The 21,557-nt window shown below is 73.6% G+C and carries 18 protein-coding genes and 2 pseudogenes; 14 read left to right on the forward strand and 6 right to left on the reverse strand.

Features of this window, described 5'->3' with window-relative positions:
* Window positions 1-145: 145 nt before the first annotated feature.
* Together ACFQ87_RS28380 and ACFQ87_RS28385 are read right to left on the reverse strand one after the other, a co-directional pair.
* Entirely contained in the window at window positions 146-817 is a 672-nt protein-coding gene (locus tag ACFQ87_RS28380) for a potassium channel family protein (RefSeq protein WP_380613684.1), read from the reverse strand.
* Window positions 817-1,485: a potassium channel family protein gene (locus ACFQ87_RS28385; RefSeq protein ID WP_380613685.1), complete on the reverse strand. Its 669-nt coding sequence runs from the start codon at window positions 1,483-1,485 to the stop codon at window positions 817-819. The genes ACFQ87_RS28380 and ACFQ87_RS28385 overlap by 1 nt, the downstream gene beginning before the upstream one ends.
* A gap of 247 nt (window positions 1,486-1,732) precedes the next feature.
* Here ACFQ87_RS28385 and ACFQ87_RS28390 point away from each other — a divergent pair, with 247 nt between their 5' ends.
* A complete protein-coding gene (locus ACFQ87_RS28390) occupies window positions 1,733-3,808 on the forward strand; it encodes an APC family permease (RefSeq protein ID WP_380613734.1) in 2,076 nt (691 codons plus the stop codon).
* A gap of 341 nt (window positions 3,809-4,149) precedes the next feature.
* A complete protein-coding gene (locus tag ACFQ87_RS28395; RefSeq protein ID WP_380613735.1) occupies window positions 4,150-5,499 on the forward strand; it encodes a class I SAM-dependent RNA methyltransferase in 1,350 nt (449 codons plus the stop codon).
* Window positions 5,500-5,566: 67 nt separating this feature from the next.
* Here ACFQ87_RS28395 and ACFQ87_RS28400 read toward each other — a convergent pair whose 3' ends face one another.
* A complete protein-coding gene (locus ACFQ87_RS28400) occupies window positions 5,567-5,761 on the reverse strand; it encodes a hypothetical protein (protein WP_380613686.1) in 195 nt (64 codons plus the stop codon).
* 283 nt (window positions 5,762-6,044) lie between these two features.
* Between ACFQ87_RS28400 and ACFQ87_RS28405 the strand changes: the two genes are divergently transcribed.
* Window positions 6,045-6,281, forward strand: a complete 237-nt coding sequence (locus tag ACFQ87_RS28405) for a toxin-antitoxin system HicB family antitoxin (protein ID WP_380613687.1) — start codon at window positions 6,045-6,047, stop codon at window positions 6,279-6,281.
* Window positions 6,278-6,706 (forward strand): fic family toxin-antitoxin system, toxin component, encoded by a 429-nt coding sequence (locus ACFQ87_RS28410; RefSeq protein WP_355669577.1) that lies wholly within the window; start codon window positions 6,278-6,280, stop codon window positions 6,704-6,706. The genes ACFQ87_RS28405 and ACFQ87_RS28410 overlap by 4 nt, the downstream gene beginning before the upstream one ends.
* 123 nt (window positions 6,707-6,829) lie before the next feature.
* On the opposite strand, the gene ACFQ87_RS28415 is transcribed toward ACFQ87_RS28410, so the two are convergent.
* The gene (locus ACFQ87_RS28415; protein WP_380613688.1) at window positions 6,830-7,684 is read right to left on the reverse strand and encodes a GNAT family N-acetyltransferase; all 855 of its coding nucleotides are present in this window, start codon (window positions 7,682-7,684) and stop codon (window positions 6,830-6,832) included.
* A 139-nt stretch (window positions 7,685-7,823) separates the two neighbouring features.
* Between ACFQ87_RS28415 and ACFQ87_RS28420 the strand changes: the two are divergent.
* The 6 genes and pseudogenes from ACFQ87_RS28420 to ACFQ87_RS28445 form a co-directional block, all read left to right on the forward strand.
* A pseudogene (locus tag ACFQ87_RS28420) lies at window positions 7,824-8,354 on the forward strand (RimK family alpha-L-glutamate ligase); the annotation flags it as partial.
* Window positions 8,351-9,178, forward strand: a pseudogene (locus tag ACFQ87_RS28425) (RimK family alpha-L-glutamate ligase). The pseudogenes ACFQ87_RS28420 and ACFQ87_RS28425, both read left to right, overlap by 4 nt.
* Window positions 9,179-9,230: 52 nt before the next feature.
* Window positions 9,231-10,082, forward strand: coding sequence for a putative RNA methyltransferase (locus tag ACFQ87_RS28430; RefSeq protein ID WP_380613689.1), 852 nt, complete (start codon window positions 9,231-9,233; stop codon window positions 10,080-10,082).
* Window positions 10,083-10,246: 164 nt separating this feature from the next.
* Window positions 10,247-11,566, forward strand: coding sequence for an AAA family ATPase (locus ACFQ87_RS28435; RefSeq protein WP_380613690.1), 1,320 nt, complete (start codon window positions 10,247-10,249; stop codon window positions 11,564-11,566).
* A gap of 50 nt (window positions 11,567-11,616) precedes the next feature.
* Window positions 11,617-11,958 (forward strand): nucleotide pyrophosphohydrolase, encoded by a 342-nt coding sequence (locus ACFQ87_RS28440; RefSeq protein ID WP_380613736.1) that lies wholly within the window; start codon window positions 11,617-11,619, stop codon window positions 11,956-11,958.
* 169 nt (window positions 11,959-12,127) lie between these two features.
* On the forward strand, window positions 12,128-12,757 hold the full coding sequence (locus ACFQ87_RS28445; protein ID WP_380613691.1) for a DUF6099 family protein: 630 nt from the start codon (window positions 12,128-12,130) through the stop codon (window positions 12,755-12,757).
* Here the strand turns inward: ACFQ87_RS28445 and ACFQ87_RS28450 are convergent.
* Window positions 12,703-12,939: a hypothetical protein gene (locus tag ACFQ87_RS28450; RefSeq protein ID WP_380613692.1), complete on the reverse strand. Its 237-nt coding sequence runs from the start codon at window positions 12,937-12,939 to the stop codon at window positions 12,703-12,705. The genes ACFQ87_RS28445 and ACFQ87_RS28450 overlap by 55 nt on opposite strands.
* A 348-nt stretch (window positions 12,940-13,287) precedes the next feature.
* Here ACFQ87_RS28450 and helR point away from each other — a divergent pair, with 348 nt between their 5' ends.
* On the forward strand, window positions 13,288-15,447 hold the full coding sequence (gene helR / locus ACFQ87_RS28455; RefSeq protein WP_380613693.1) for an RNA polymerase recycling motor ATPase HelR: 2,160 nt from the start codon (window positions 13,288-13,290) through the stop codon (window positions 15,445-15,447).
* 146 nt (window positions 15,448-15,593) lie between these two features.
* Window positions 15,594-15,893, forward strand: coding sequence for a DUF6087 family protein (locus ACFQ87_RS28460; protein WP_380613694.1), 300 nt, complete (start codon window positions 15,594-15,596; stop codon window positions 15,891-15,893).
* 190 nt (window positions 15,894-16,083) lie between these two features.
* Here the strand turns inward: ACFQ87_RS28460 and dapD are convergent, their stop codons facing one another.
* Window positions 16,084-17,073: a 2,3,4,5-tetrahydropyridine-2,6-dicarboxylate N-succinyltransferase gene (gene dapD, locus ACFQ87_RS28465; RefSeq protein WP_380613695.1), complete on the reverse strand. Its 990-nt coding sequence runs from the start codon at window positions 17,071-17,073 to the stop codon at window positions 16,084-16,086.
* Between the two features lie 141 nt (window positions 17,074-17,214).
* Between dapD and ACFQ87_RS28470 the strand changes: the two genes are divergently transcribed.
* Together ACFQ87_RS28470 and ACFQ87_RS28475 are read left to right on the forward strand one after the other, a co-directional pair.
* Window positions 17,215-18,858 carry a 3' terminal RNA ribose 2'-O-methyltransferase Hen1 gene (locus tag ACFQ87_RS28470; RefSeq protein WP_380613696.1) on the forward strand — a complete coding sequence of 548 codons (1,644 nt, stop codon included), beginning with the start codon at window positions 17,215-17,217 and terminating at the stop codon, window positions 18,856-18,858.
* A complete protein-coding gene (locus tag ACFQ87_RS28475) occupies window positions 18,855-21,491 on the forward strand; it encodes a polynucleotide kinase-phosphatase (protein WP_380613697.1) in 2,637 nt (878 codons plus the stop codon). Before ACFQ87_RS28470 ends, ACFQ87_RS28475 begins: the two co-directional genes overlap by 4 nt.
* Window positions 21,492-21,557 lie beyond the last annotated feature (66 nt).

Here is a 21,557-nt window from a genome sequence, read left to right on the forward strand (position 1 = left end):
GGGGTCGTTACCGACGAGTAGGGGTGGAGGGGAATGGAGGGAGGGGGAGCCGGGGGGGTTGCCTCTTCCGGGGGGAGGGGGGGGGGGGGGGCCCCCCCTCGGGGTGGCCCCCCCCCCTCCGCCGTGTCCCGTGCTCCCGCTGTTCCTACTGGGCGCCGGTGGTGGCCGAGAGCAGCTGCTCCAGCTCCTCCTCGCGCTCCTGCGCGGCGACGAAGAGCAGCTCGTCGCCGCCCTCCAGGGTGTCGTCCTTGCCCGGCACCAGCACCCGGCCCTCGCGGATGATGCTCACCAGCGCGGTGTCCTGCGGCCAGGTCACGTCGCCGACCCGGGTGCCGACCAGCTCGGCCTCGCCGGCCAGGGTCAGCTCGACCAGGTTGGCGTTGCCCTGGCTGAAGCGCATCAGGCGGACCAGATCGCCGACGCTGACCGCCTCCTCGACCAGGGCGGACATCAGGCGCGGGGTGGACACGGCCACGTCCACGCCCCAGGACTCGTTGAAGAGCCACTCGTTCTTCGGGTTGTTCACCCGGGCGACCACCCGCGGCACCGCGTACTCGGTCTTGGCGAGCAGCGAGACGACCAGGTTGACCTTGTCGTCACCGGTCGCGGCGATCACCACGTGGCAGCGCTGCAGCGCCGCCTCGTCCAGCGAGGTGATCTCGCAGGCGTCGGCCAGCAGCCACTCCGCCATCGGGACCCGCTCCACCGAGATGGAGTTCGGGTTCTTGTCTATCAGCAGGACCTCGTGGCCGTTCTCCAGCAGCTCGCCCGCGATCGAGCGGCCCACGGCACCGGCCCCGGCAATGGCGACCCGCATCAGTGACCCTCCTCCTTCGGCCCCTGCGCGAACGCGGCCTCGACCGCCGTCAGGTCGCTCCGGCGCACCGTCACGTGCACCAGGTCGCCCTCCTGCACCACCATCTGCGGCGAGGGCAGCACGCCCTCACCGAGCCGGGTGACGAACGCCACCCGGGCGCCGGAGGCCTCCTCCAGCAGGCTGATCCGGTGGCCGACCCAGCTCGGGTGGTAGGCGACCTCGGCCAGCTGCACGCTGCCGCTCGGGTCCTGCCACAGCGGCTCGGCGCCACTCGGCAGCAGTCGGCGCAGCATCTGGTCGGCGGTCCAGCGGACCGTCGCCACGGTCGGGATGCCCAGACGCTGGTACACCTCGGCGCGGCGGGGGTCGTAGATCCGGGCCGCGACGTTCTCGACGCCGAAGGTCTCCCGGGCCACGCGCGCGGCGATGATGTTGGAGTTGTCACCGCTGGAGACGGCGGCGAAGGCGCCGGCCTCCTCGATGCCCGCCTCGCGCAGGGTGTCCTGGTCGAAGCCGACCCCGGTCACCCGGCGCCCGTTGAACCCGGCGCCCAGCCGACGGAACGCGGTCGGGTCCTGGTCGACCACGGCCACCGAGTGGCCCTGTTTCTCAAGTGTTCTGGCGAGGGCGGAGCCCACGCGGCCGCAGCCCATGATGACGATGTGCACCGGCGCTACCTCACCCGTTCCGAAGGGTTCTTGACCTGCGCAAACACCGTTCATCTCCCTTTCCCGCCCGGTGGTTCCGGGGCGAGCGTTCTCGTGGGGCGTCGGCCGGACTCCGCTCGACAACCTGAGTGTTGCCCACCGACTCGTATCCGACACGCTAGCCGGTCCACCGAACGCAGTCGCGACGAAGGGGGGGATAAACGGCGCAAGCCCTGCCGGGAAACCCCTACGATTCCTTAACGTGCCTATGCCGACTGACCTTCCGAAACGCATCCTGATCGGGCGCGCCCTGCGCAGCGACAAGCTCGGGGAAACCCTTCTTCCCAAGCGGATCGCGCTGCCCGTCTTCGCCTCGGACGCGCTCTCCTCGGTCGCGTACGCCCCCGAGGAGATCCTGCTCACCCTCTCCGTCGCGGGCGCCTCGGCGATCCACTTCTCCTGGCAGATCGGCCTCGTCGTGGCGATCGTGATGCTCGCCGTGGTCGCCTCGTACCGGCAGAACGTGCACGCCTACCCGAGCGGGGGCGGCGACTACGAGGTGGCGACCGTCAACCACGGGCCGGCCGCCGGTCTGGTGGTCGCGGCGGCCCTGATGGTCGACTACGTGCTGACCGTGGCCGTGTCCACCACCTCGGGCGTCGCCAACGTGGTCTCCGCCGTTCCAGCACTGCGCGGGCACGAGATGATCGTGTCGGTGGTCGTGGTCGTGCTGCTGATGGGCATGAACCTGCGCGGCGTCCGTGAGTCCGGCTCCGCCTTCGCGGTGCCCACCTACGCCTTCATGGCGGGCGTGATCGGGATGGTGGGCTACGGGGTGTTCCGGCACTTCGTGCTCGGCCAGGACATGCCCGCCGAGAGCTCCGGCTTCCACCTCGTCGCCACCCCGGGCAACGACTCGCTGGCCGGGTTCGCGATGGTGTTCCTGCTGCTGAAGTCCTTCTCCTCCGGCTGCGCCGCGCTCACCGGTGTGGAGGCGATCTCCAACGGCGTGCCGGCCTTCCGCAAGCCGAAGAGCAAGAACGCGGCCACCACGCTGCTGATGATGGCCTCCGTCGCCGTGGTGATGTTCATGGGCATCATCTGGCTGGCCCGGCTGACCGGGGTGCAGATGGCCGAGAACCCGGCCGAGCAGCTGGTCGGCTCCGGCCCCGGCTACCACCAGAAGACCGCGCTGGCCCAGATCAGCGAGGCCGTCTTCAACAATTTCACGCCCGGCTTCTACTTCGTCGCCGCCGTCACCGGCCTGATCCTGGTGCTGGCCGCCAACACGGCCTTCAACGGCTTCCCGGTGCTCGGCTCGATCCTGGCCCAGGACCGCTACCTGCCGCGCCAGCTCCACACCCGCGGCGACCGGCTGGCCTTCTCCAACGGCATCATCCTGCTGGCGATCGCCGCGATCCTGCTGATCATCGCCTTCGACGCGGACCCGACCAGGCTGATCCAGCTCTACATCGTCGGCGTCTTCGTCTCCTTCAACATGAGCCAGTCCGGCATGATCCGGCACTGGACCCGGCTGCTGCGCACCGAGACCGACCCGGCCAAGCGTCGGCACATGCAGCGCAGCCGGGCGATCAACGGCTTCGGCCTGGTGATGACCATGGCGGTGCTGATCGTCGTGCTGGTCACCAAGATCGGCCATGCCTGGATCGCGATCGCCGCGATGGCCGTGCTGTTCGTGATGATGAAGGGCATCCGCCGCCACTACGACCGGGTCTCCGAGGAGCTCACTGCTGCCGAGGAGCCGGACGACGTGGTGCCGCCCACCCGGGTGCACGCGATCGTGCTGGTCTCCAAGCTGCACAAGCCGGCGCTGCGCGCCCTCGCGTACGCCAGGCTGGCCCACGCCGACACGCTGGAGGCGATCACCGTCAACGTCGACCCGGCGGACACCACGGCGCTGCGGCGGGAGTGGGACGAGCGCGGCATCGAGGTGCCGCTCAAGGTGCTGGACTCGCCGTACCGCGAGATCACCGGGCCGGTCCTCGACTACGTGAAGAACCTGCGGCGCAGCAGCCCGCGCGACGTGGTCTCGGTCTACATCCCGGAGTACGTGGTCGGCCACTGGTACGAGCACCTGCTGCACAACCAGAGCGCGCTGCGACTCAAGGGGCGGCTGCTGTTCAAGCCCGGGGTGATGGTCACCTCGGTGCCCTGGCAGCTGGAGTCCTCGGAGCGGCGCAAGCCGCAGAAGGCCTGGTCGCCGCCGGGTGCCGTCCGCCGTGGCGAGCCGCGGGTGCCGAAGGCCGTAAAGTCGAAGGATTCCGTCTCCGCCGGTGCGACCGCCGGTGACACCTCCGACCGCAGCAAGGACTCCTCCCAGTGACGCGCAACACTCCGCCCCGTTCCTCGGGCTCCTCCGGTGCCTCCGGCAAGGGCAAGGGCGCCCGTCGGGGCGGCTCCCAGCCCGGGCAGGTCGCCCGGCCGCGCTGGGGCAAGCCGAACCGCCCGGAGGCCACCGACCGTGACGGCCTGACGGCGCGCACGGCGCCGATCGTGCCGGGGGAGGCCCGTGCGGAGGCCCCGGTCGAGAAGCCCGTCAGGGCCGAGAAGTCCGCGCGCGGTGAGAAGGGCGCCCGTGCCGAGAAGGGTGCGGGTGCCGAGAAGGGCGCCGCCGGGGCGGCCCGGAAGGCGCCGCGCAAGCAGGCGGTGCGCCCGCCGAAGGCGCTGCGCGCGGCCGCCGCCCGGGCGCCGCGGCCGGAGAAGCCGTCCGGCGAGCCGCTGGTCGGCCAGCGCTACGAGGTCGAGGTCGGTCCGGTCGCGCACGGCGGCGGGCACTGCGTGGCCCGGCACGAGGGCCGGGTGCTGTTCGTCCGGCACGCGCTGCCGGGTGAGAAGGTGGTCGCGCTGGTGACCGAGGGCACCACCACCTCGCGCTTCCTGCGGGCCGACGCGGTGGAGGTGCTGGAGCCGGCCAAGGACCGGATCGAGGCGCCGTGCCCGTTCGCCGGGCCGGGCAAGTGCGGCGGCTGCGACTGGCAGCACGTGACCCCGGGTGGTCAGCGCAAGCTCAAGGCGGCGGTGCTGACCGAGCAGCTGGCGAAGCTGGCCGGGCTCACCCCGGCCGATGCGGGCTGGGACGGCAGCGTCGAACCGGTCGGCGGCAAGCTGCCGGCCGGCCAGGTGCCGGCCTGGCGCACCCGGGTGCAGTACGCGGTGGACGCGGAGACCGGCAAGGTCGGCCTGCGCAAGTACCGCTCGCACGAGGTGCAGCCGGTGGACCGCTGCCTGATCGCCGCCGAGGGCGTGACCGAGCTGGGCATCGAGTCCCGCGACTGGCCGGGCGTGGCGAGCGTCGAGGTGATCGCCGCGACGGGCTCCTCGGACCGCCAGGTGGTGCTGACCCCGCGCGACGGCGCCCAGCTGCCGCTGGTCGAGCTGGACAAGCCGGTGTCGATCGCCCGGGTGGACGAGCAGGGCGACGTGCACAAGGTGCACGGGCGCAGCTTCGTCCGCGAGCGGGCGGCCGGGCGGACCTGGCGGGTCAGCAACGGCGGCTTCTGGCAGATCCACCCGGAGGCGCCGGACACCCTGGTCGACGCGGTGCTGGACGGGCTGGACCCGCAGTGGGGCGAGAACGCGCTCGACCTGTACTGCGGCGTCGGCCTGTTCGCGGGCGCGCTGGCCGACCGGGTCGGCGAGGACGGCGCGGTGCTGGGCATCGAGTCGGCCAAGCAGGCCGTGGTCGACGCCCGGCACAACCTGGCCGCGCTGGACAACGTGCGGATCGAGTGCGACCGGGTCGAGACGCTGCTGCCGCGCACCGGCATCACCGCCACCGACCTGATCGTCCTGGACCCGCCGCGCTCGGGCGCCGGCCGCGAGACGGTCGCCCACCTGGTGGGCCTGGAGGCGCGCCGGATCGCGTACGTGGCCTGCGACCCGGCGGCACTCGCCCGGGACCTGAAGTTCTTCCGCGAGGGCGGCTACCGTCCGGTGTCGCTGCGGGCCTTCGACCTGTTCCCGATGACGCACCACTTCGAGTGCGTGGCGATCCTGGAGCCGGCCGGGGAGTGACCCCGTTGTCGAGGAGGCGGCACCCGTCCAGCACGGGTGCCGCCTCCTCGGCGTTTTCGGGGCGCGGTCAGTCGTTGTGCTCCTCTTCGTCGGTGCTGTGCGGAAGGTCGATGCTGTGCTGGGCGGCGAGCCGGAGGAGCTCGGCGATCCGGCCCTCGTACGCCTGGACGCCGTCGGCGTCCCCTTGGGCCTGGGCCTCCGCGAGGTCCCGGCGGGCCTGGGCGAGCTGCTCGCGCAGCTCTTGGTCGAATATGGCTGTCATTGCCGGCCTCCAGACCGGTCGGTGCCGCTCGGGGGAACGCTCAGGAGCGTTCAGAGTCCCGGATGGTGAAGGACTCTTCAAGTCTCGCTCGTCCTGGTGGGGATGGGGTGGCGGCGGGACGGGTATGGGAGCTGGGCCGCCTCCGGCGGGTCCGGTGACGGTTTCGGTGACAACTTCGGTGACAACTTCGTTGACGGAAGGTTGCGCGGGGGCGTGCGGCAGGTGTGCGGGCGGTGTGCGCGCGCCCTTGTTGTGCTAGCACTTCAGCGCTAGCTTGAACGGCATGGGCAAGAAGCAGCTGAACGTCCGAGTGGACGCCACGACCGCGGAGATGGCCCGGGAGCGGGCGGAGCAGCAGGGGATCAGCATGAACCAGTACATCGAGCGCCTGGTCCAGCAGGACATGGGTGAGTCAGGGCGGGCCTTCGTCGACGCGGCCGCGCAGTTCATGAAGGAGTACGAGACGGCGTTCCTCGCCGAGTTCGGGGAGCCGGGCGAGATCCAGGACGTGCGCCGTTGAAACTGGAGGTGGACCTCTCGTGGCTGCTCATGACCGCCGAGCAGTACACGCCCGGTGACCCGCAGGTCACCGACTACGGCTCGCTGCTCGCGGCCGTCACCCGGCACCAGGCCGAGATCTTCGACATAGCCGTCTACCCCGAACCCCAGGACCGCGCCGCCGCGCTGATGCACCAGCTGATCCGGGTGCCGGCCCTGGAGAAGACCAACGAGCTCTACGCGACCGCCGTCGCCTACGCCTACCTCGTCGCCAGCGGCTGCACCGTCGCCACCACCGCCCGCGAGGTGCGCAGCCTGTCCCGGGCCATCCGGGAGGGGAGGCTCGGGGTGTCCGGGGTCGCGGAGCGGCTGGCGGCCTGGGTGGTGGACGAGGCCGAGGGGGAGGGCGTCAGCGGGGCGGACGACGAGGACGAGGACGACGACTGATTGCCGGGCCTTTTGACCGCGGGGCTGTTCGACCGTTTGGCCGGCCGCCCGGTCGGTGACCGGTGACCCCCTGACCGGTTGACCGCCTGACCGCCTGATCGCCGTCGTCGTCGTCGCTGCGACTCAGGGCTCCGCGATGAGGGCCGTCGCGAACGGGCGGAAGCCGGCCCGGCGGTAGATCCGGGCGACGTCCTCGTCAGAGGCGGACAGGAACACCGTCCGCACGCCGTTGGCGCGCGCGTGCGCCACCAGGGCCGCGGTGACGGCCAGGCCCAGGCCACGACGGCGCGCGGACGGGAGCGTCCCGACCCCGACCACCTCGGTGACCGGGCCCACCGGGTTGTGCTGGCCCGCGCACAGCACCTCGGTGCCGTCCAGGGCGGCGGCCAGCACGGTCACGCCGTCGGTGAGTCGCCGGGCGATCCGCGCCACTCCGCCGTCGACCGTCAACTTCGCCGCGATCTCGGCCAGTTCGGCCGCTCCCGCGGAGCCGGTGGCGGTGCCCGGGTTGCCGAAGGCCACGTGCGGGACGGCGACCGCGTCGGCCAGCTCGGGGGCGTCCGCACCCACTACCCGCACCTCCACCCGCTCGGGGAGGCCGGGGGCCGGGGCCGGCTCGTCCTGCGGGCCCAGTACCAGCAGCGGGTGCTCGTGCACCGTCAGCCCGGCCGCCTCCACGGCCGCGCGCAGCTCGGGGTTCTGCTCGGCGACCCACTCGAAGGCCTCCGGAGCGCCCAACTCCCGCTGCCGCTCCAGCACCCCGCGCACGTCCTCGGCGGTGGCGGCCGGGCCGTCGTGGCCGAGGGTCGGGCGGGCGTAGTACTGCCAGCCGGTGTCGCCCCTGCGGACGAACAGGGTCAGCGGACCGAAGTCCTCGGCGTCGGCGGCACTGCGGGGCGCGGCGTCGTAGTAGCGCTCGATCTCGTCGAGCAGGGCGCGGTCGTCGGGAGCATGATCAACGGAAGTCACGGCGTGCATCCAAGCAGGGGTGTTGACGGTCCGCCACCGCTTTGTGCGGATGCCCGGGCGGCGGGTCGTGGATTGTTGCCGAACGCTCACCGGCTCGCGGTGATCTTGTGCGTATACGCCGGGCATGCTGAATCCTCCACAGCTCTTCCCGGCCGCCGAGTACCCGCTGGTCGTCAAGCCGGCCGACGGCAGCTCGGGGCGGGGCGTCCGGCTGGTGGCCGGGCCCGACGACCTGCCCGGCCTCGGGCCCGAACTCGCGGACGAGGGGCTGCTGATCGCGCAGCCGTACGTGCCCAACTCCGGGACGGACCTGAAGGTGTACTGCGTCGACGGCGAGTTCTTCGCGACGGAACGTTCCTCCCCGCTGCACACCGGGCAGGGCGTGCGCGAACGGCAGGTGCCGCTGCCGGCGAGCGTGGCGCGGATCGCGGCACAGGTGGGCGAGGTGTTCGGGCTGGACCTGTACGGGCTCGACGTGCTGCTCGGGCCGGACGGGCCGGTGGTGGTGGACGTCAACGACTTCCCGAGCTTCCGGCAGGTGCCGGACGCGGTGGCCCGGGTCGCCCGGGCGGTGCTGCGGCTCGCGCGCAGCGGGACGGCCGTGTCGGCGCCCGTGCTGGTGCCTGCGGGCGGCGCCTCGTACGGCCGGCTGGGCCTCGTGGACGGTGACTTGCTGTGAGGGTCGGGCTGATCGCGCGAGACCCGGGGCACCCGGTGCTCGCGGCCGCCGCCGAGGTGCTGGTGCGGCGCGGGTGCGAGGTGGAGGTCGTTCTGCCCGGCGGAAGGGTGGGGGTCGTGCCGCTCGGCGGCGGGGTGGGGGCGCTCGCCGATGTCTATCTGCTCAAGGCCCGTACGCCGCAAGCGCTGTCCCTGGCGAGGGAGTTGGAGCGGCGGGGCGCGGTCGTGGTCAACTCGGCGGCGGCGACGGAGCTCTGCCAGGACCGGGTACGGATGGCGGAACTCGCCCGGGGCGCCGGACTGCCGTTCGCGGCGACCGTAGCGGCCGGGCGGCTGGGCGAACTGGCGCCTCCGGCCTACCCGTTCGTGGTCAAGAGTCGGCACAGCTGACGGCACGACCTGGTCGCGCGGGTCGACGGCGCGGCCCGGCTGAGGGAACTCGTCGAGCGCTGGCCGGAGGAGGAGGTGGTCACCCAGCCGTACCTGCCGGGGAGCGGCTGGGACCAGAAGCTGTGGGTGGTCGACGGGCGGGTGTTCGCGGCTCGGCGGCGCTCCGAACTGTCCCCGGACGAGGGCGGGTCCGGGACGGCGGGGGAGTGGGAGCCGTCCGCCGGGCTGGCCGCGCTGGCGCTGCGGGTGGGGGAGGTGTTCGGGCTCGACGTGTACGGGGTCGACCTGTTGGACGGGGCGGCGGAGCCGGTCATCGTGGACGTCAACGCGTTCCCGGGGGCGCGCGGGCGGCCGGGCGCGCCGGAGGCGCTCGCCGGGCTGGCGTTGCGGCTGGCTGCGGAGCGGGGTCGGGATTCGGCGGGCCGGGGTCGTTAGGCTGGCTGGCGCCTCCGAACAGCTGGGGCGAACGGCGAGAGAAGACGGAACGTTGCTGCAGGACATCGAGCCCTACCTGGCCTGCCCCCATTGCGCGCAGGCCCTCACCCGGCACGAGCGCAGCCTGCGCTGCCCCGCCGGGCACAGCTTCGACCTCGCCAAGCAGGGCTACGTCAGCCTCCTCGCCGGCGACGCCCACACCGGCACCGGCGACACCGCCGAGATGGTCGCCGCCCGCGCGGACTTCCTCGCCGCCGGCCACTACCGGCCGATCGCCGATGCCCTCGCCGAGGCCGCTTCCGCCGCCTTGGCCGCTCCGGCCGCCGCCGCGGAGGGCTTGGTCGCCGACCTCGGGGCCGGCACCGGCCACTACCTGGCCCACGTCCTCGACGCCCTGCCCGGCCGGGTCGGCGCCGCGCTCGACATCTCCAAGTACGCGCTGCGCCGCGCCGCCAAGGCCCACCCCAGGATCGGCGCCGTGGTCTGCGACGCCTGGCGTCCGCTGCCGCTGCGGGACGCCTCCGCCGACCTGATGCTCAACGTGTTCGCCCCGCGCAACGGACCCGAGATCCGCCGGGTGCTGCGCCCCGGCGGCACCCTGCTGTTGGTCTCGCCCACCGCTCGCCACCTGCGCGAACTGGTGGCCGCGCTCGGGCTGCTGTCGGTGGACGAGGACAAGCAGCGCCGGATCGACGAGAAGCTCGGCCCCCATCTGACGCCGGTGGAGCAGCGGGACGTCGAGTTCACCCTGCGGCTCGCCCCGCAGGACGTCCGTACCGTCGTCGGCATGGGCCCGAGCGCCTGGCACACCGACCCTGACCGGCTCGCCGCCGCCCTGGCGGGCCTGCCGGACCCGGTCGAGGTGACCGCCTCGGTGACGGTGGCCGGGTACCGGCGGCCTTAGGTCACCGCGTCGGGGTGTGGCCGCACGTTGGGATGAATCTGCTGAGCAGGCACGTTTCTCCCGATCCGGCTGCGGCTAACGTCCGACGGGTGAACCGCGACGCCGCCGCGCCCGCCGGGCCGGCCCATCTGCGACCGGGCACTCCGGGGCCTGACCGGCCGCCCGTGCCACGTCCCACCGTTGAGGAGCTCCGGCTCACCGCCTTCAAGTCGTACCGGCGCGCCGTCCTGCCGCTCGCGCCGCTCACCGTGCTGCACGGGCCGGCCGGGGTGGGCAAGTCCAACGCCCTCGACGCGCTGGCCGTGCTGTCCCGGCTCGCCCTCGGCGAGGAGATCGCCGACTCCCTGGACGGGCTGCCGGACCGCACCGGCCCGCTCGCCGCACCCGTGCGCGGGGGCCTGGACGGGTGCGTGCCGCACGGGCGGGACGCCGTCATCCTGGGCTGCACCGTCCGCTCGCCGCGCGGCCGGATCCGGCTCGACCTGGTGATCCGCACCGACGGCCCGGTCCGGATCGCCCGGGAGTCGCTCAGCCTCGACGGCCGGACGCTGGTGGACACCGGCGAGCAGGACGTGCGCAGCCGGCGCGTCAACGTCTGCTGGCACAACGACACCCGGCAGGGCGACATCCGGGCGCCGCTCCCCAGCGGCACCATGATCACCGCGCAGCTGCCGCTGCGGGTGGCCGGCTCCTCCACCGGCGAGCGGCTGGTCCTGGCCGCCGTCGAGGACCTGCTCACCGCGCTGCGCGAGGTCTTCCCGCTGCACCCCGTCCCGGCGCTGATGCGTGGCTGGGCCAAGGCCGATCCGCAGGCCCGGCTGCGCAGCAACGCCGCCAACATCTCGGCCCTGATCAACCGGCTCAGCAACGAGTGCCCGCGCCGGTACGGGCAGCTGCTGCGGGCCGTCCAGGCCGCCGCGCCGCACCCGCTGCTCGGGCTCACCCTCGCGGCGCGCGAGAGCGGGGGCGTGCCGCGGGTGCTCGCCGTCTTCGACGAGGGCGTGCTCGGACGCACCGGAGCCGACCAGGCCTCCGACGGCATGCTGCGCCACCTCGCCTTCGCGGCGGTGCTGCTGACCGGGGCCGGGGTGCTCGACCTCGACGTGGCCGCCGAGGTGCCCTGGGCGCACCGGCAGCTCACCGTGCTCGCCGAGGACCTCGGGGCCGGACTCGCCACCGAGCAGACCGCCTCGCTGCTGCGGCTGGCGCGGGACATGGCGGGGCGCAACCAGTTGAGGGTGGTGGCCGCGCTGCAGGAGCCGACGGCGGCGCGGGAGGCGTTCGGGGCGGGCGGGGAACGGTCGGGGGCGGTGGCGCTGGTGGAGTGCCGGCGCGATCCGGGGTCGGGGCTCACGGTGCTGCGGCCGGAGGCGGCCCGGGTGCCGGTGCAGTGTGGGCGCGGGGACGGCGGTGGGGACGGGGACCGGGGCGGTGGTGCCCCTGCGGCGGTCGGGGACGCGGATGCGGTAGACCTGGGGGCGTGAACGAGCGAGAGACGGGGCCGGGGGAGCGGGACGTGCCGGCGGAGCTGACGTTGGAGGGCCTGCGGCGGCGGCTGGTGGACTTCGCGGCGGCCCGGGGCTGGGGGCCGTACCACACGCCGAAGAACCTGGCGGCGGCGCTGAGCGTGGAGGCGGGGGAGCTGCTGGAGATCTTCCAGTGGCTCACGCCCGATCAGGCGGCCGCGGTGATGTCCGACCCGGAGCGGGCCCACCGGGTGCGCGACGAGGTCGCGGACGTTCTCGCCTACCTGGTGCAGTTCTGCACCGCGGTCGGGGTGGATCCGCTGGAGGCGCTCGCGGCCAAGATCGAGCGCAACGAGCACCGCTTCCCGGTGCCGGGAGGGGCGGCCGACGTCAACCCTGACGTGGGCTGATCACCCTTGTGGGGGAAGGAAGTTATCCACAACCCCGGGGTTTTCCACAGCTTCGGAATTGGTGGATGCGGGTCGACCCGCTTCCCCGCACGCTTTCGCCGTGACCACTCGACCGCCCCGGTGCGGCGGTCGGGGGCGACGGCGACAGCGAGCGGAAGGAGCGGGGCCCATGGAGGCGCTGCGACTGATCAGAACGGCCCGGCACGCTCTGGCCGAGGCCAGACACGTACCGGATGTGCTGGCCGAGGCGCGGCAGGCCGCGCTGCTCACCGAGGCGGTGGGTGCCAGGCTGGCGGAGTCGGAGGACGAGGAACTGGCCGGGCTCGGCCAGCAGCTCTCCGAGGCGGGGGCGCACGCGGCGGTCTGCCTGGACAGGTCCGTCGCCGGCGGCAGCCTGGTGAGTGGCGGACGGGCCCGGCGGCTCACCGAACTCGGCGAACCGGCGCCGACGTTGGGAGCGCTGGACGAACTGCTGAGGGAGGTTGGCGAGACGCTCGTGGTGCTGGCCTGCGGAGCCGATACCGAGAGTCTCTACTGGACGTGCATCGACGGTGTCGACGCGATGTCGGAGTGCAAGGACGTGACCGCCCGGTTGCGGGAGGCGGCCGACCGGGGCGGAGGAGCGGAGCGTACGGCGCTCGGTGGCGCGGAGCCGGAACGGGTCGGTCACGGTTCGCCGTCGCTCGTGGTCCGGCTCGGCCCGCCGGGTGAGGGCGGGCCGACGGAGCAGGAGCGGGCGCCGGGCTACCGGGTGCCCGGCGCGGCCGAGGCCTCGGAGCTCTCGGTGCCGGCCGGGTAGGCGGCGGCCGGGGCGGCCTGCCGGGTGCCGGACTGCAGCTCGGCGAGGTCCGCGGTCACCGAGGCGAGCAGTTCCTGCATCTGCTCCAGCAGGCTCTTGGGGGTCGCGGGCCCGGCCGCGGCGCCGGTGGCCGAGCCCGTAGGGCTGCTCGGGAGCTGCGGCGGGGCAGAGGGTTCGGACATGGCGGGACCTCTTCGGATCGGTGGTGCGGTATGCCGCAGCGACCAACGAACCGTTCCGGCGGGCGGTCACCGCGGACCACCCGATGCGGTCCAACTCCGGTACGCCGTAAGCCTCCCGGGTGAGCCGGGGTTGCCGCCGCGGCGCAGCCTCGGCTAGGGCCCGGGCCGACGGGGGAGCGACGGGAGCGACGGCGAAAGGAGTCGAGAGCGACTGCCGAAGGGGCGGGAGGAAGAGGGAAAGGGGGAGAACCCACCCCTTGCCACTCTCAACGTATAGCGCACCGGGGGTCTTGCGGCAAGGCCCCGGTGATGGCGCAGAATCGCTGACCTCAGATCGGAGCTGATGCCATGAACCCCCTGACCACCAGTGCTTTCGACCTTCCCGAGCGACTTTCCGCCAAGGCCGACCCGGCGCTGATCGCGGGCGACGAGCGGCACTTCGCGGACATCGCGGAGAGCCTGGAGCGGGCGATCGCCGAACTGTCCGACCAGCTCGACGTGGTGCGCCGGGCCCCGGGCGGTGCTGGGCAGGCGGCGATGGACCGGGACATCGAGGTCCACCGGCTGAGCGGTCGACTGCGCGCCTTGCGCCGCTACGGCCTGGACCTGTGCCTCGGGCGCATCGTCGCCGCGGACGACGAGGAGCCGGTGTACATCGGCCGGCTCGGGCTCACCGACAGCGAGGGCCGCCGGCTGCTGGTCGACTGGCGATCGCCCGCGGCCGAGCCGTTCTTCGCGGCCACCCACGCCGACCCGATGGGTCTGGTGAGCCGCCGCCGGTACCGCTGGACCCGCGGGCGGATCGCCGACTACTGGGACGAGGTGTTCACCGCCGACGGCCTGGAGGGGCACGCCGCGCTGGATGACCAGTCCGCCTTCATCGCCAGCCTGGGCACCAACCGCTCGGCCCGGATGCGGGACGTGCTCGGCACCATCCAGGCCGACCAGGACGCCGTCATCCGGGCCGGCTCGCGCGGCGCCCTGGTGGTCGACGGCGGCCCCGGTACCGGCAAGACCGTCGTCGCGCTGCACCGCTCCGCCTACCTCCTGTACTCCGACCCCCGCCTCGGCCACCGGCGCGGCGGCGTGCTGTTCGTCGGCCCGCACCAGCCGTACCTGGCCTACGTCGCCGACGTCCTGCCCAGCCTCGGCGAGGACGGGGTGCGGACCTGCACCGTGCGGGACCTGCTCCCCGAGGGCGCGGGCGCGGTGCCGGAGGCCGACCCGGAGGTGGCCCGGCTGAAGTCCTCCGTCGACATGGTGAAGGCGATCGAGAAGGCCGTCCGGTTCTACGAGGAGCCGCCCACCGAGGGGATGGCGGTCACCACCTACTGGTCCGACCTCTGGCTGAGCGCCGAGGACTGGGTCGAGGCCTTCGACGCCCCGGACCCGGGCACCCCGCACAACGAGGCGCGCGAGCAGATCTGGGACGAGCTGGCCTCGATCCTGATGGACAAGCTGGAGCAGGACGAGGAGGAGGTCTCGCCCGAGCTGTTCCGGCGCTCGCTGCGGCAGGACCGGGAGCTGGTCGAGACGCTGAACCGCGCCTGGCCGCTGCTCGACGCGACCGACCTGGTCGGCGACCTCTGGTCGGTGCCCGCCTACCTGCGGATGTGTGCCCCCCACCTCGCCCCCGAGGAGGTCCGCACGCTCCAGCGCAAGCACGCCCCGCAGGCCTGGACGGTCTCCGACCTGCCGCTCCTGGACGCGGCCCGCCAGCGGCTCGGGGACCGCGAGGCCACCCTGCGCCGGAACCGCCACCAGGCCTCGGTGGCCGCCGAGCGGGCGCGGATGGCCGACGTGATCGGCGACCTCCTCCAGGCCGACGACGACGGCGAGGGTGCGGTGACCATGCTGCGCGGCCGGGACCTCCGGGACACCCTGATCGACGAGGCCGCGCTGCCCGGCGCCGACGCGCAGCCGCTGGCCGGCCCGTTCGCGCACATCGTCGTGGACGAGGCCCAGGAACTCACCGACGCGGAGTGGCAGATGCTGCTGCTGCGCTGCCCGTCCCGGAGCTTCACCATCGTCGGGGACCGCGCCCAGGCCAGGCACGGCTTCACCGAGTCCTGGCAGGAGCGGCTCGAACGGGTCGGGCTCGACCGCGCCACCCTGGCCTCGCTGAGCATCAACTACCGGACGCCGGAGGAGGTCATGTCGGAGGCCGAGCCGGCCATCCGGGCGGCCCTGCCGGACGCCAACGTGCCGATCTCGGTGCGCAGCAGCGGCATCCCGGTCCGGCACGGGGCGGTGGCGGAGCTGGGCGCGGTGCTCGACACCTGGCTCGCCGAGCACGCCGAAGGGGTCGCGTGCGTCATCGGCGACCCGGGCTTCCGGGAGCGGCCGAGGGTCCGTTCGCTCACCCCGCAGCTTGCCAAGGGCCTCGAATTCGACCTGGTCGTCCTGGTCGACCCGGAGGCGTTCGGCGAGGGCGTCGAGGGGGCTGTCGACCGCTACGTCGCGATGACCAGGGCGACCCAGCAGCTCGCCGTCCTGAGGAGCCGCTGATGGCGCGATAGTTCGTGGTGGATCGCGGTGGATATCGCGGTGGATACCGGGGGGGGAGCGGAGAGCTTCGGGCGCCGGGGCCGGTGCGTCCCCCGGTCGAGTGACGAGGGTGCCGATCAACAGGGTGAGGAGGCCAGACTGGGACGATGGACGAGGACGAACCGCTGGCGTCGTGGGCCGCGAAGTGGGAGCAACGGCTGCGGCCAGTCGGGCAGTTGATGGCCGTACGGCTCACGGACGAGCAACGGCGGGGCGCTCACGTGGCGCCGGGCGAGCCGCGGCTGATCGTGCGGTGGGACGGCTACCAGTGGCTGGCGGAGACGGTGGCCGAGGACTACGCCGCCGCCCAGCGGATCCTGCACGGGATCGAGGGCGACGGGGTGCGGCGGCCGCCCTACTCGGCGCCGCGGCAGCGGAAGGCACCGGGGCGCCACCGTCGGCCGTAGGGCGCGACGGCGGTCGGGTGCTCGGTGTGCCGGGCTCGGGCTCGGCGGGCGCCGGCTGCGGCGGGCGTGTCCGGTGCGGCGGGCGTGTCCGGTGCCGCGCGCACAGGGGCCGCGCCGGCCGTTAACCCCGTAGAACGCCGAAGGGGCCCGGCGCATCCGGCGCCGGACCCCGAGGGCCACTGCCCGAAGGTCAGTTGTGGGCGTGCAGGTCCGCGTTCAGACCGCCCCAGGAGCCGGAGCGGGCGATGACCTCGACCGCGCCGGTCTGCGAGTTGCGGCGGAACAGCAGGTTGTCCTGGCCGGACAGCTCGACGGCCTTGGCCACCGTGCCGTCCGGGGTGGTGACCCGGGTGCCGGCGGTGACGTACAGGCCGGCCTCGACCACGCAGTCGCTGCCCAGCGAGATGCCGATGCCCGCGTTGGCGCCGAGCAGGCAGCGCTCGCCGACCGAGACGACCTGCTTGCCGCCGCCGGACAGGGTGCCCATGATCGAGGCGCCGCCGCCGATGTCGCTGTGGTCGCCGACCACGACGCCCGCGCTGATCCGGCCCTCGACCATCGAGGTGCCGAGGGTGCCGGCGTTGAAGTTGACGAAGCCCTCGTGCATCACGGTGGTGCCGGACGCCAGGTGCGCGCCGAGCCGGACGCGGTCGGCGTGGGCGATGCGCACACCGGTCGGGGCGACGTAGTCGGTCATCCGCGGGAACTTGTCGATCCCGTAGACGGCCAGCTGGCCGCCCTGGGCGCGGACGGCGAGGCGGGCCTGCTCGACCTTGTCCACCGGGACGGGGCCGATGCTGGTCCACGCGACGTTGGCGAGCAGACCGAAGATGCCGTCCAGGTTCTGGCCGTGCGGCTTGACCAGGCGGTGGCTGAGCAGGTGCAGGCGCAGGTACACGTCGTGGGTGTCGAGCGGCTTCTCGTCCAGCGAGGCGATGGTGGTGCGCACGGCGACCACCTCGACGCCCCGGCGGGCGTCGGCGCGCAGGGCGTCGGCGGCGCCGGCGCCGAGCTCGGCCTCGGCCTGCTCGGCGGTCAGGCGGACGGTGCCGGCCGGGCCGGGCTCGGCGGCCAGGACGGGGGCGGGGAACCAGGTGTCGAGGACGGTGCCGTCGGCGGCGATGGTGGCCAGACCGGTGGCCACGGCGCCGTTCGGAAGGGAGGTGGATTCAGCAGTCACACCGTGCACGTTAACCAATGCGGGGCCCCACTGCCGAACACGCCCACCGTGCGGACGTGCCGGGCGGAGCCGCAGGTCGGCGGACCGTGCGGAGGGAAAACCCGGTGCTCGGAGGTCGTGTGCTGGGCAATACTTCGGCGGGTGTTCATGTCGATCTCCACCACCGGCAGCGCCGAGAACCCGGCCACGGATCTCGGGTTCCTGCTGCACAAGCATCCCGGCAAGGTCCAGCGGTTCACGACGTCGCACGGCGAGGCCCACGTCTTCTACCCCGAGGCGGGGGACGAGGCCTGCACGGCGGCGCTGCTGCTGGACATCGACCCGATCGCCCTCGTCCGCAAGGGTCGGGGCAACGGCAAAGGCCGCGGCGGCTCGCCCGACTTCGCCCTCGCGCAGTACGTCAACGACCGCCCGTACGCCGCGTCCTCGCTGCTCGCGGTGGCGCTGCGGACGGTGTTCCGGTCCGCGATGAAGGGCGCCTGCCCGGCCCGCCCCGAACTGCCGGGGCAGACCCGCCCGCTGCGGATCGAGCTGCCCGCCGTGCCCGCGAACGGCGCGGGCGAGGGCGGCGGCCCGGCCATGGTGGCCCGGCTGTTCGAACCGCTGGGCTGGCGGGTCGAGGCGACGGCGATCCCGCTGGACGAGGCCTTCCCGGAGTGGGGCGAGTCCCGCTACGTGCGGATCGCGCTCTCCTCGGAGTCCGTACGGCTCGCCGACGCGCTCCAGCAGTTGTACGTGCTGCTGCCGGTGCTGGACGGCGCCAAGCACTACTGGGTCGCCCCGGACGAGGTGGACAAGCTGCTCGCCGCCGGCGAGGGCTGGCTGGCCGCCCACCCGGAGCGCGCCCTGATCGCCCGCCGCTACCTGTCCCGGCGCTGGTCGCTGACCCGGGCGGCGATGGAGCGCCTGGAGCTGGCCCGGCTGGCCGAGGCGGACGACCGCGAGGTCGAGGAGATCGACAACGCGGTCGACGACCGGCCGGAGGAGGAGAGCGCCGAGACCGCCGACGCCGCCGAGACCGCCGAGACCGCCGAGACGGCCGAGACGGCCGAGATCGGGGAGCGGCGGGAGCCCCGGCCGCCCTCCCTCGCCGAGCAGCGCCGCGCCGCGATCCTCGCCGCCCTCGGCGAGACCGGCGCGGCCCGGGTCGCCGACCTCGGCTGCGGCCAGGGCGAGCTGATCGGCGAGCTGCTGAAGGACGCCCGGTTCACCGACATCCTCGGCGTGGACGTCTCCGCGCGGGCGCTGCAGGCGGCGAACCGCAAGCTGCGCCTGGAACGCCTGCCCGAGCGGCACGCGGCCCGGGTGACGCTGGCGCAGGGCGCGCTGACCTACACCGACGCCCGGCTGAAGGGCTACGACGCGGCGGTGCTGTGTGAGGTGATCGAACACCTGGACCTGCCGCGGCTGCCCGCCCTGGAGTACACGGTGTTCGGCGCCGCCCGCCCGAAGGCCGTCGTGGTCACCACGCCCAACGTGGAGTACAACGTCCGCTGGGAGAGCCTCCCGGCGGGCAGCGTCCGGCACGCGGACCACCGTTTCGAGTGGTCCCGCACCGAGTTCCGCGCCTGGGCCGAGAAGGTCGCGGCCGCGTACGGCTACACGGTCGAGCTGCGCCCGGTCGGTCCCGAGGACGAGGAGGTCGGCGCCCCGACCCAACTCGCCCTGTTCCGCTCCGGCTCCGGCACCGACCGGACCATCACGGCCACCACGGCCGCCACCACCACGGCCGCCAACACCACGACGACCACCACCGCGACGCCCGAAGGAGGCGGACTCCGATGACCGACGACGAAACCGGGAGCACCACCACCCCCCGCCGCCTCCCCGTCACCGACGTCTCCCTGGTCGTCCTGATCGGCACCAGCGGCGCGGGCAAGTCCAGCTTCGCCCGCCGCCACTTCCTGCCCACCCAGGTGGTCTCCTCCGACTTCTGCCGCGGCCTGGTCGCCGACGACGAGAACGACCAGTCGGCCTCCGCCGAGGCCTTCGACCTCCTGCACTACATCGTCGGCAAGCGCCTCGCGGCCGGCCGCCTCACCGTCGTGGACGCCACCAACGTCCAGCCGGAGGCCCGTAAGCAGCTGGTCAGGATCGCCCGCGAGCACGACGTGCTGCCGATCGCGATCGTGCTGGACGTCCCACCCGGCGTGTGCGCCGAGCGCAACCGCTCCCGCCCGGACCGCCAGCTGGCCGCCCACGTCGTCCCGCGGCAGAACCGCGAGCTGCGCCGTTCGCTGCGCGACCTGGAGCGCGAGGGCTTCCGCAAGGTGCACATCCTGCGTGGTGAGGCCGAGGTGGCGGCCGCCGAGATCGAGCTGGAGAAGCGCTACAACGACCTGTGCCACCTCACCGGCCCCTTCGACATCGTCGGCGACATCCACGGCTGCCGCTCCGAGCTGGAGACCCTGCTCACCCGCCTCGGCTACACCCTCACCCGGGACGCCGAGGGCCGCCCGGTGGACGCCGCCCACCCCGCGGGCCGCACCGCCGTCTTCGTCGGCGACCTGGTGGACCGTGGCCCCGACACCCCGGGAGTGTTGCGCCTGGTGATGGGCATGGTGGCGGCCGGTCACGCGATCTGTGTGCCCGGCAACCACGAGAACAAGCTCGGCCGGGCGATGGACGGCAAGAAGGTCACCGTCTCGTACGGCCTCCAGGAGTCGCTGGACCAGCTGGCCGGGGAGAGCGAGGAGTTCCGGGCCGAGGTGCGCGCCTTCATGCGCGGCCTGGTCAGCCACTACCTGCTGGACGGCGGCGCCCTGGTGGTCTGCCACGCCGGTCTGCCGGAGAGGTACCACGGCCGCAACTCCGGCCGGGTCCGCTCGCATGCCCTGTACGGGGAGACCACCGGCGAGACGGACGAGTACGGCCTCCCGGTGCGCTACCCCTGGGCCGAGGAGTACCGGGGCCGGGCGCTGGTGGTCTACGGCCACACCCCGGTGCCGAGCGCGAGCTTCGTCAACAACACCATCTGCCTGGACACCGGCTGCGTCTTCGGCGGCAGTCTGACCGCGCTGCGCTACCCCGAGCGCGAGCTGGTGAGCGTCGAGGCCGAGCAGGAGTGGTACGCGCCGGTGCGTCCGTTGCTCACCGACGCGCCGGGCGCCCGCGAGGGCCGTCCGCTGGACCTCGCCGACGTGGCCGGGCGCCGGACCGTGGAGACCGGCCTGCACGGGCGGGTCGCCGTCCGGGAGGAGAACGCGGCGGCCGCGCTGGAGGTGATGAGCCGCTTCGCGCTGGACCCGAGGCTGCTCACCTACCTGCCGCCGACCATGGCGCCGAGCCCGACCTCCCGCCGGGACGGCTACCTGGAGCGCCCGGAGGAGGCCTTCCTCGCCTACCGCGCGGACGGCGTCCGGCACCTGGTCTGCGAGGAGAAGCACATGGGTTCGCGCGCGGTGGTGCTGGTCGCCCGGGACGACGCCGCGCTGGAGCGGCGCTTCGGGGTGGCGGGGCCGGGTGCGATCTGGACCCGGACCGGCCGGGCCTTCCTCAACGACGGGGAGCTGACCGGAGCCGTGCTCGGGCGGGTCCGCGAGGCCGCCGAACGCGCCGGGTTGTTCGAGGAGTTGGGCACGGACTGGCTGCTGCTGGACGCCGAGCTGATGCCCTGGTCGCTGAAGGCGGTGGAGCTGCTGCGCCGTCAGTACGCGGCGGTCGGCGCGGCGGCCGGAGCCGCCCTGCCCGAGGTGCTGTCCGCGCTGGAGCGGGCCGCCGGGCGCGGGCTGGACCTCGTGGAGCTGACCGATCGCCAGCGCCGGCGCGCCGCCGACGCGGCGGCGTTCACCGAGGCCTACCGGCGCTACTGCTGGCCGACCGAGGGACTGTCGGGCATCCGGCTCGCGCCGTTCCAGCTGCTGGCCGCCGAGGGGGCGAACCTCGCGGTGCGCCCGCACGACGAGCACCTGGCCTGGATCGACCGCCTGGTGGACGCCGACGAGCGGAACGCCGACGCCGGAAACGCCGACGCCGGGAACGCGGTCGGGAAGGAGCCGATGCTGCACCGCACCGGCCGAGTCCTGGTGGACACCGAGGACGAGGCCTCGATGGCCGCCGCCACCGCCTGGTGGGAGGAGCTGACCGGCGCGGGCGGTGAGGGCATGGTGGTCAAGCCGCTGGCCTCGGTGGCGCGGACGATGCGCGGCGAGGGCCGTTCGGGCGGGCTGGTGCAGCCGGGTGTGAAGGTGCGCGGGCGGGAGTACCTGCGCATCATCTACGGCCCGGACTACACGGGGCATCTGGACCGGCTGCGCCAGCGCTCGCTGGGCCACAAGCGCTCGCTGGCGCTGCGCGAGTACGCGTTGGGCTTGGAAGCGCTGGACCGGCTGGCGGCCGGTGAGCCGCTGTGGCGGGTGCACGAGCCGGTGTTCGCGGTGCTGGCGCTGGAGTCCGAGCCGGTCGATCCGCGCCTGTAGCGGGGGTCGGCAGGCCGGCGGCGAGGACCTCCGGTACGGCCGGTGAAGGGGGAGTCCGACTCCGGG

Source organism: Kitasatospora sp. NPDC056531 (assembly GCF_042794375.1).
In the GTDB taxonomy this organism is placed as follows: Bacteria; Actinomycetota; Actinomycetes; order Streptomycetales; family Streptomycetaceae; genus Kitasatospora.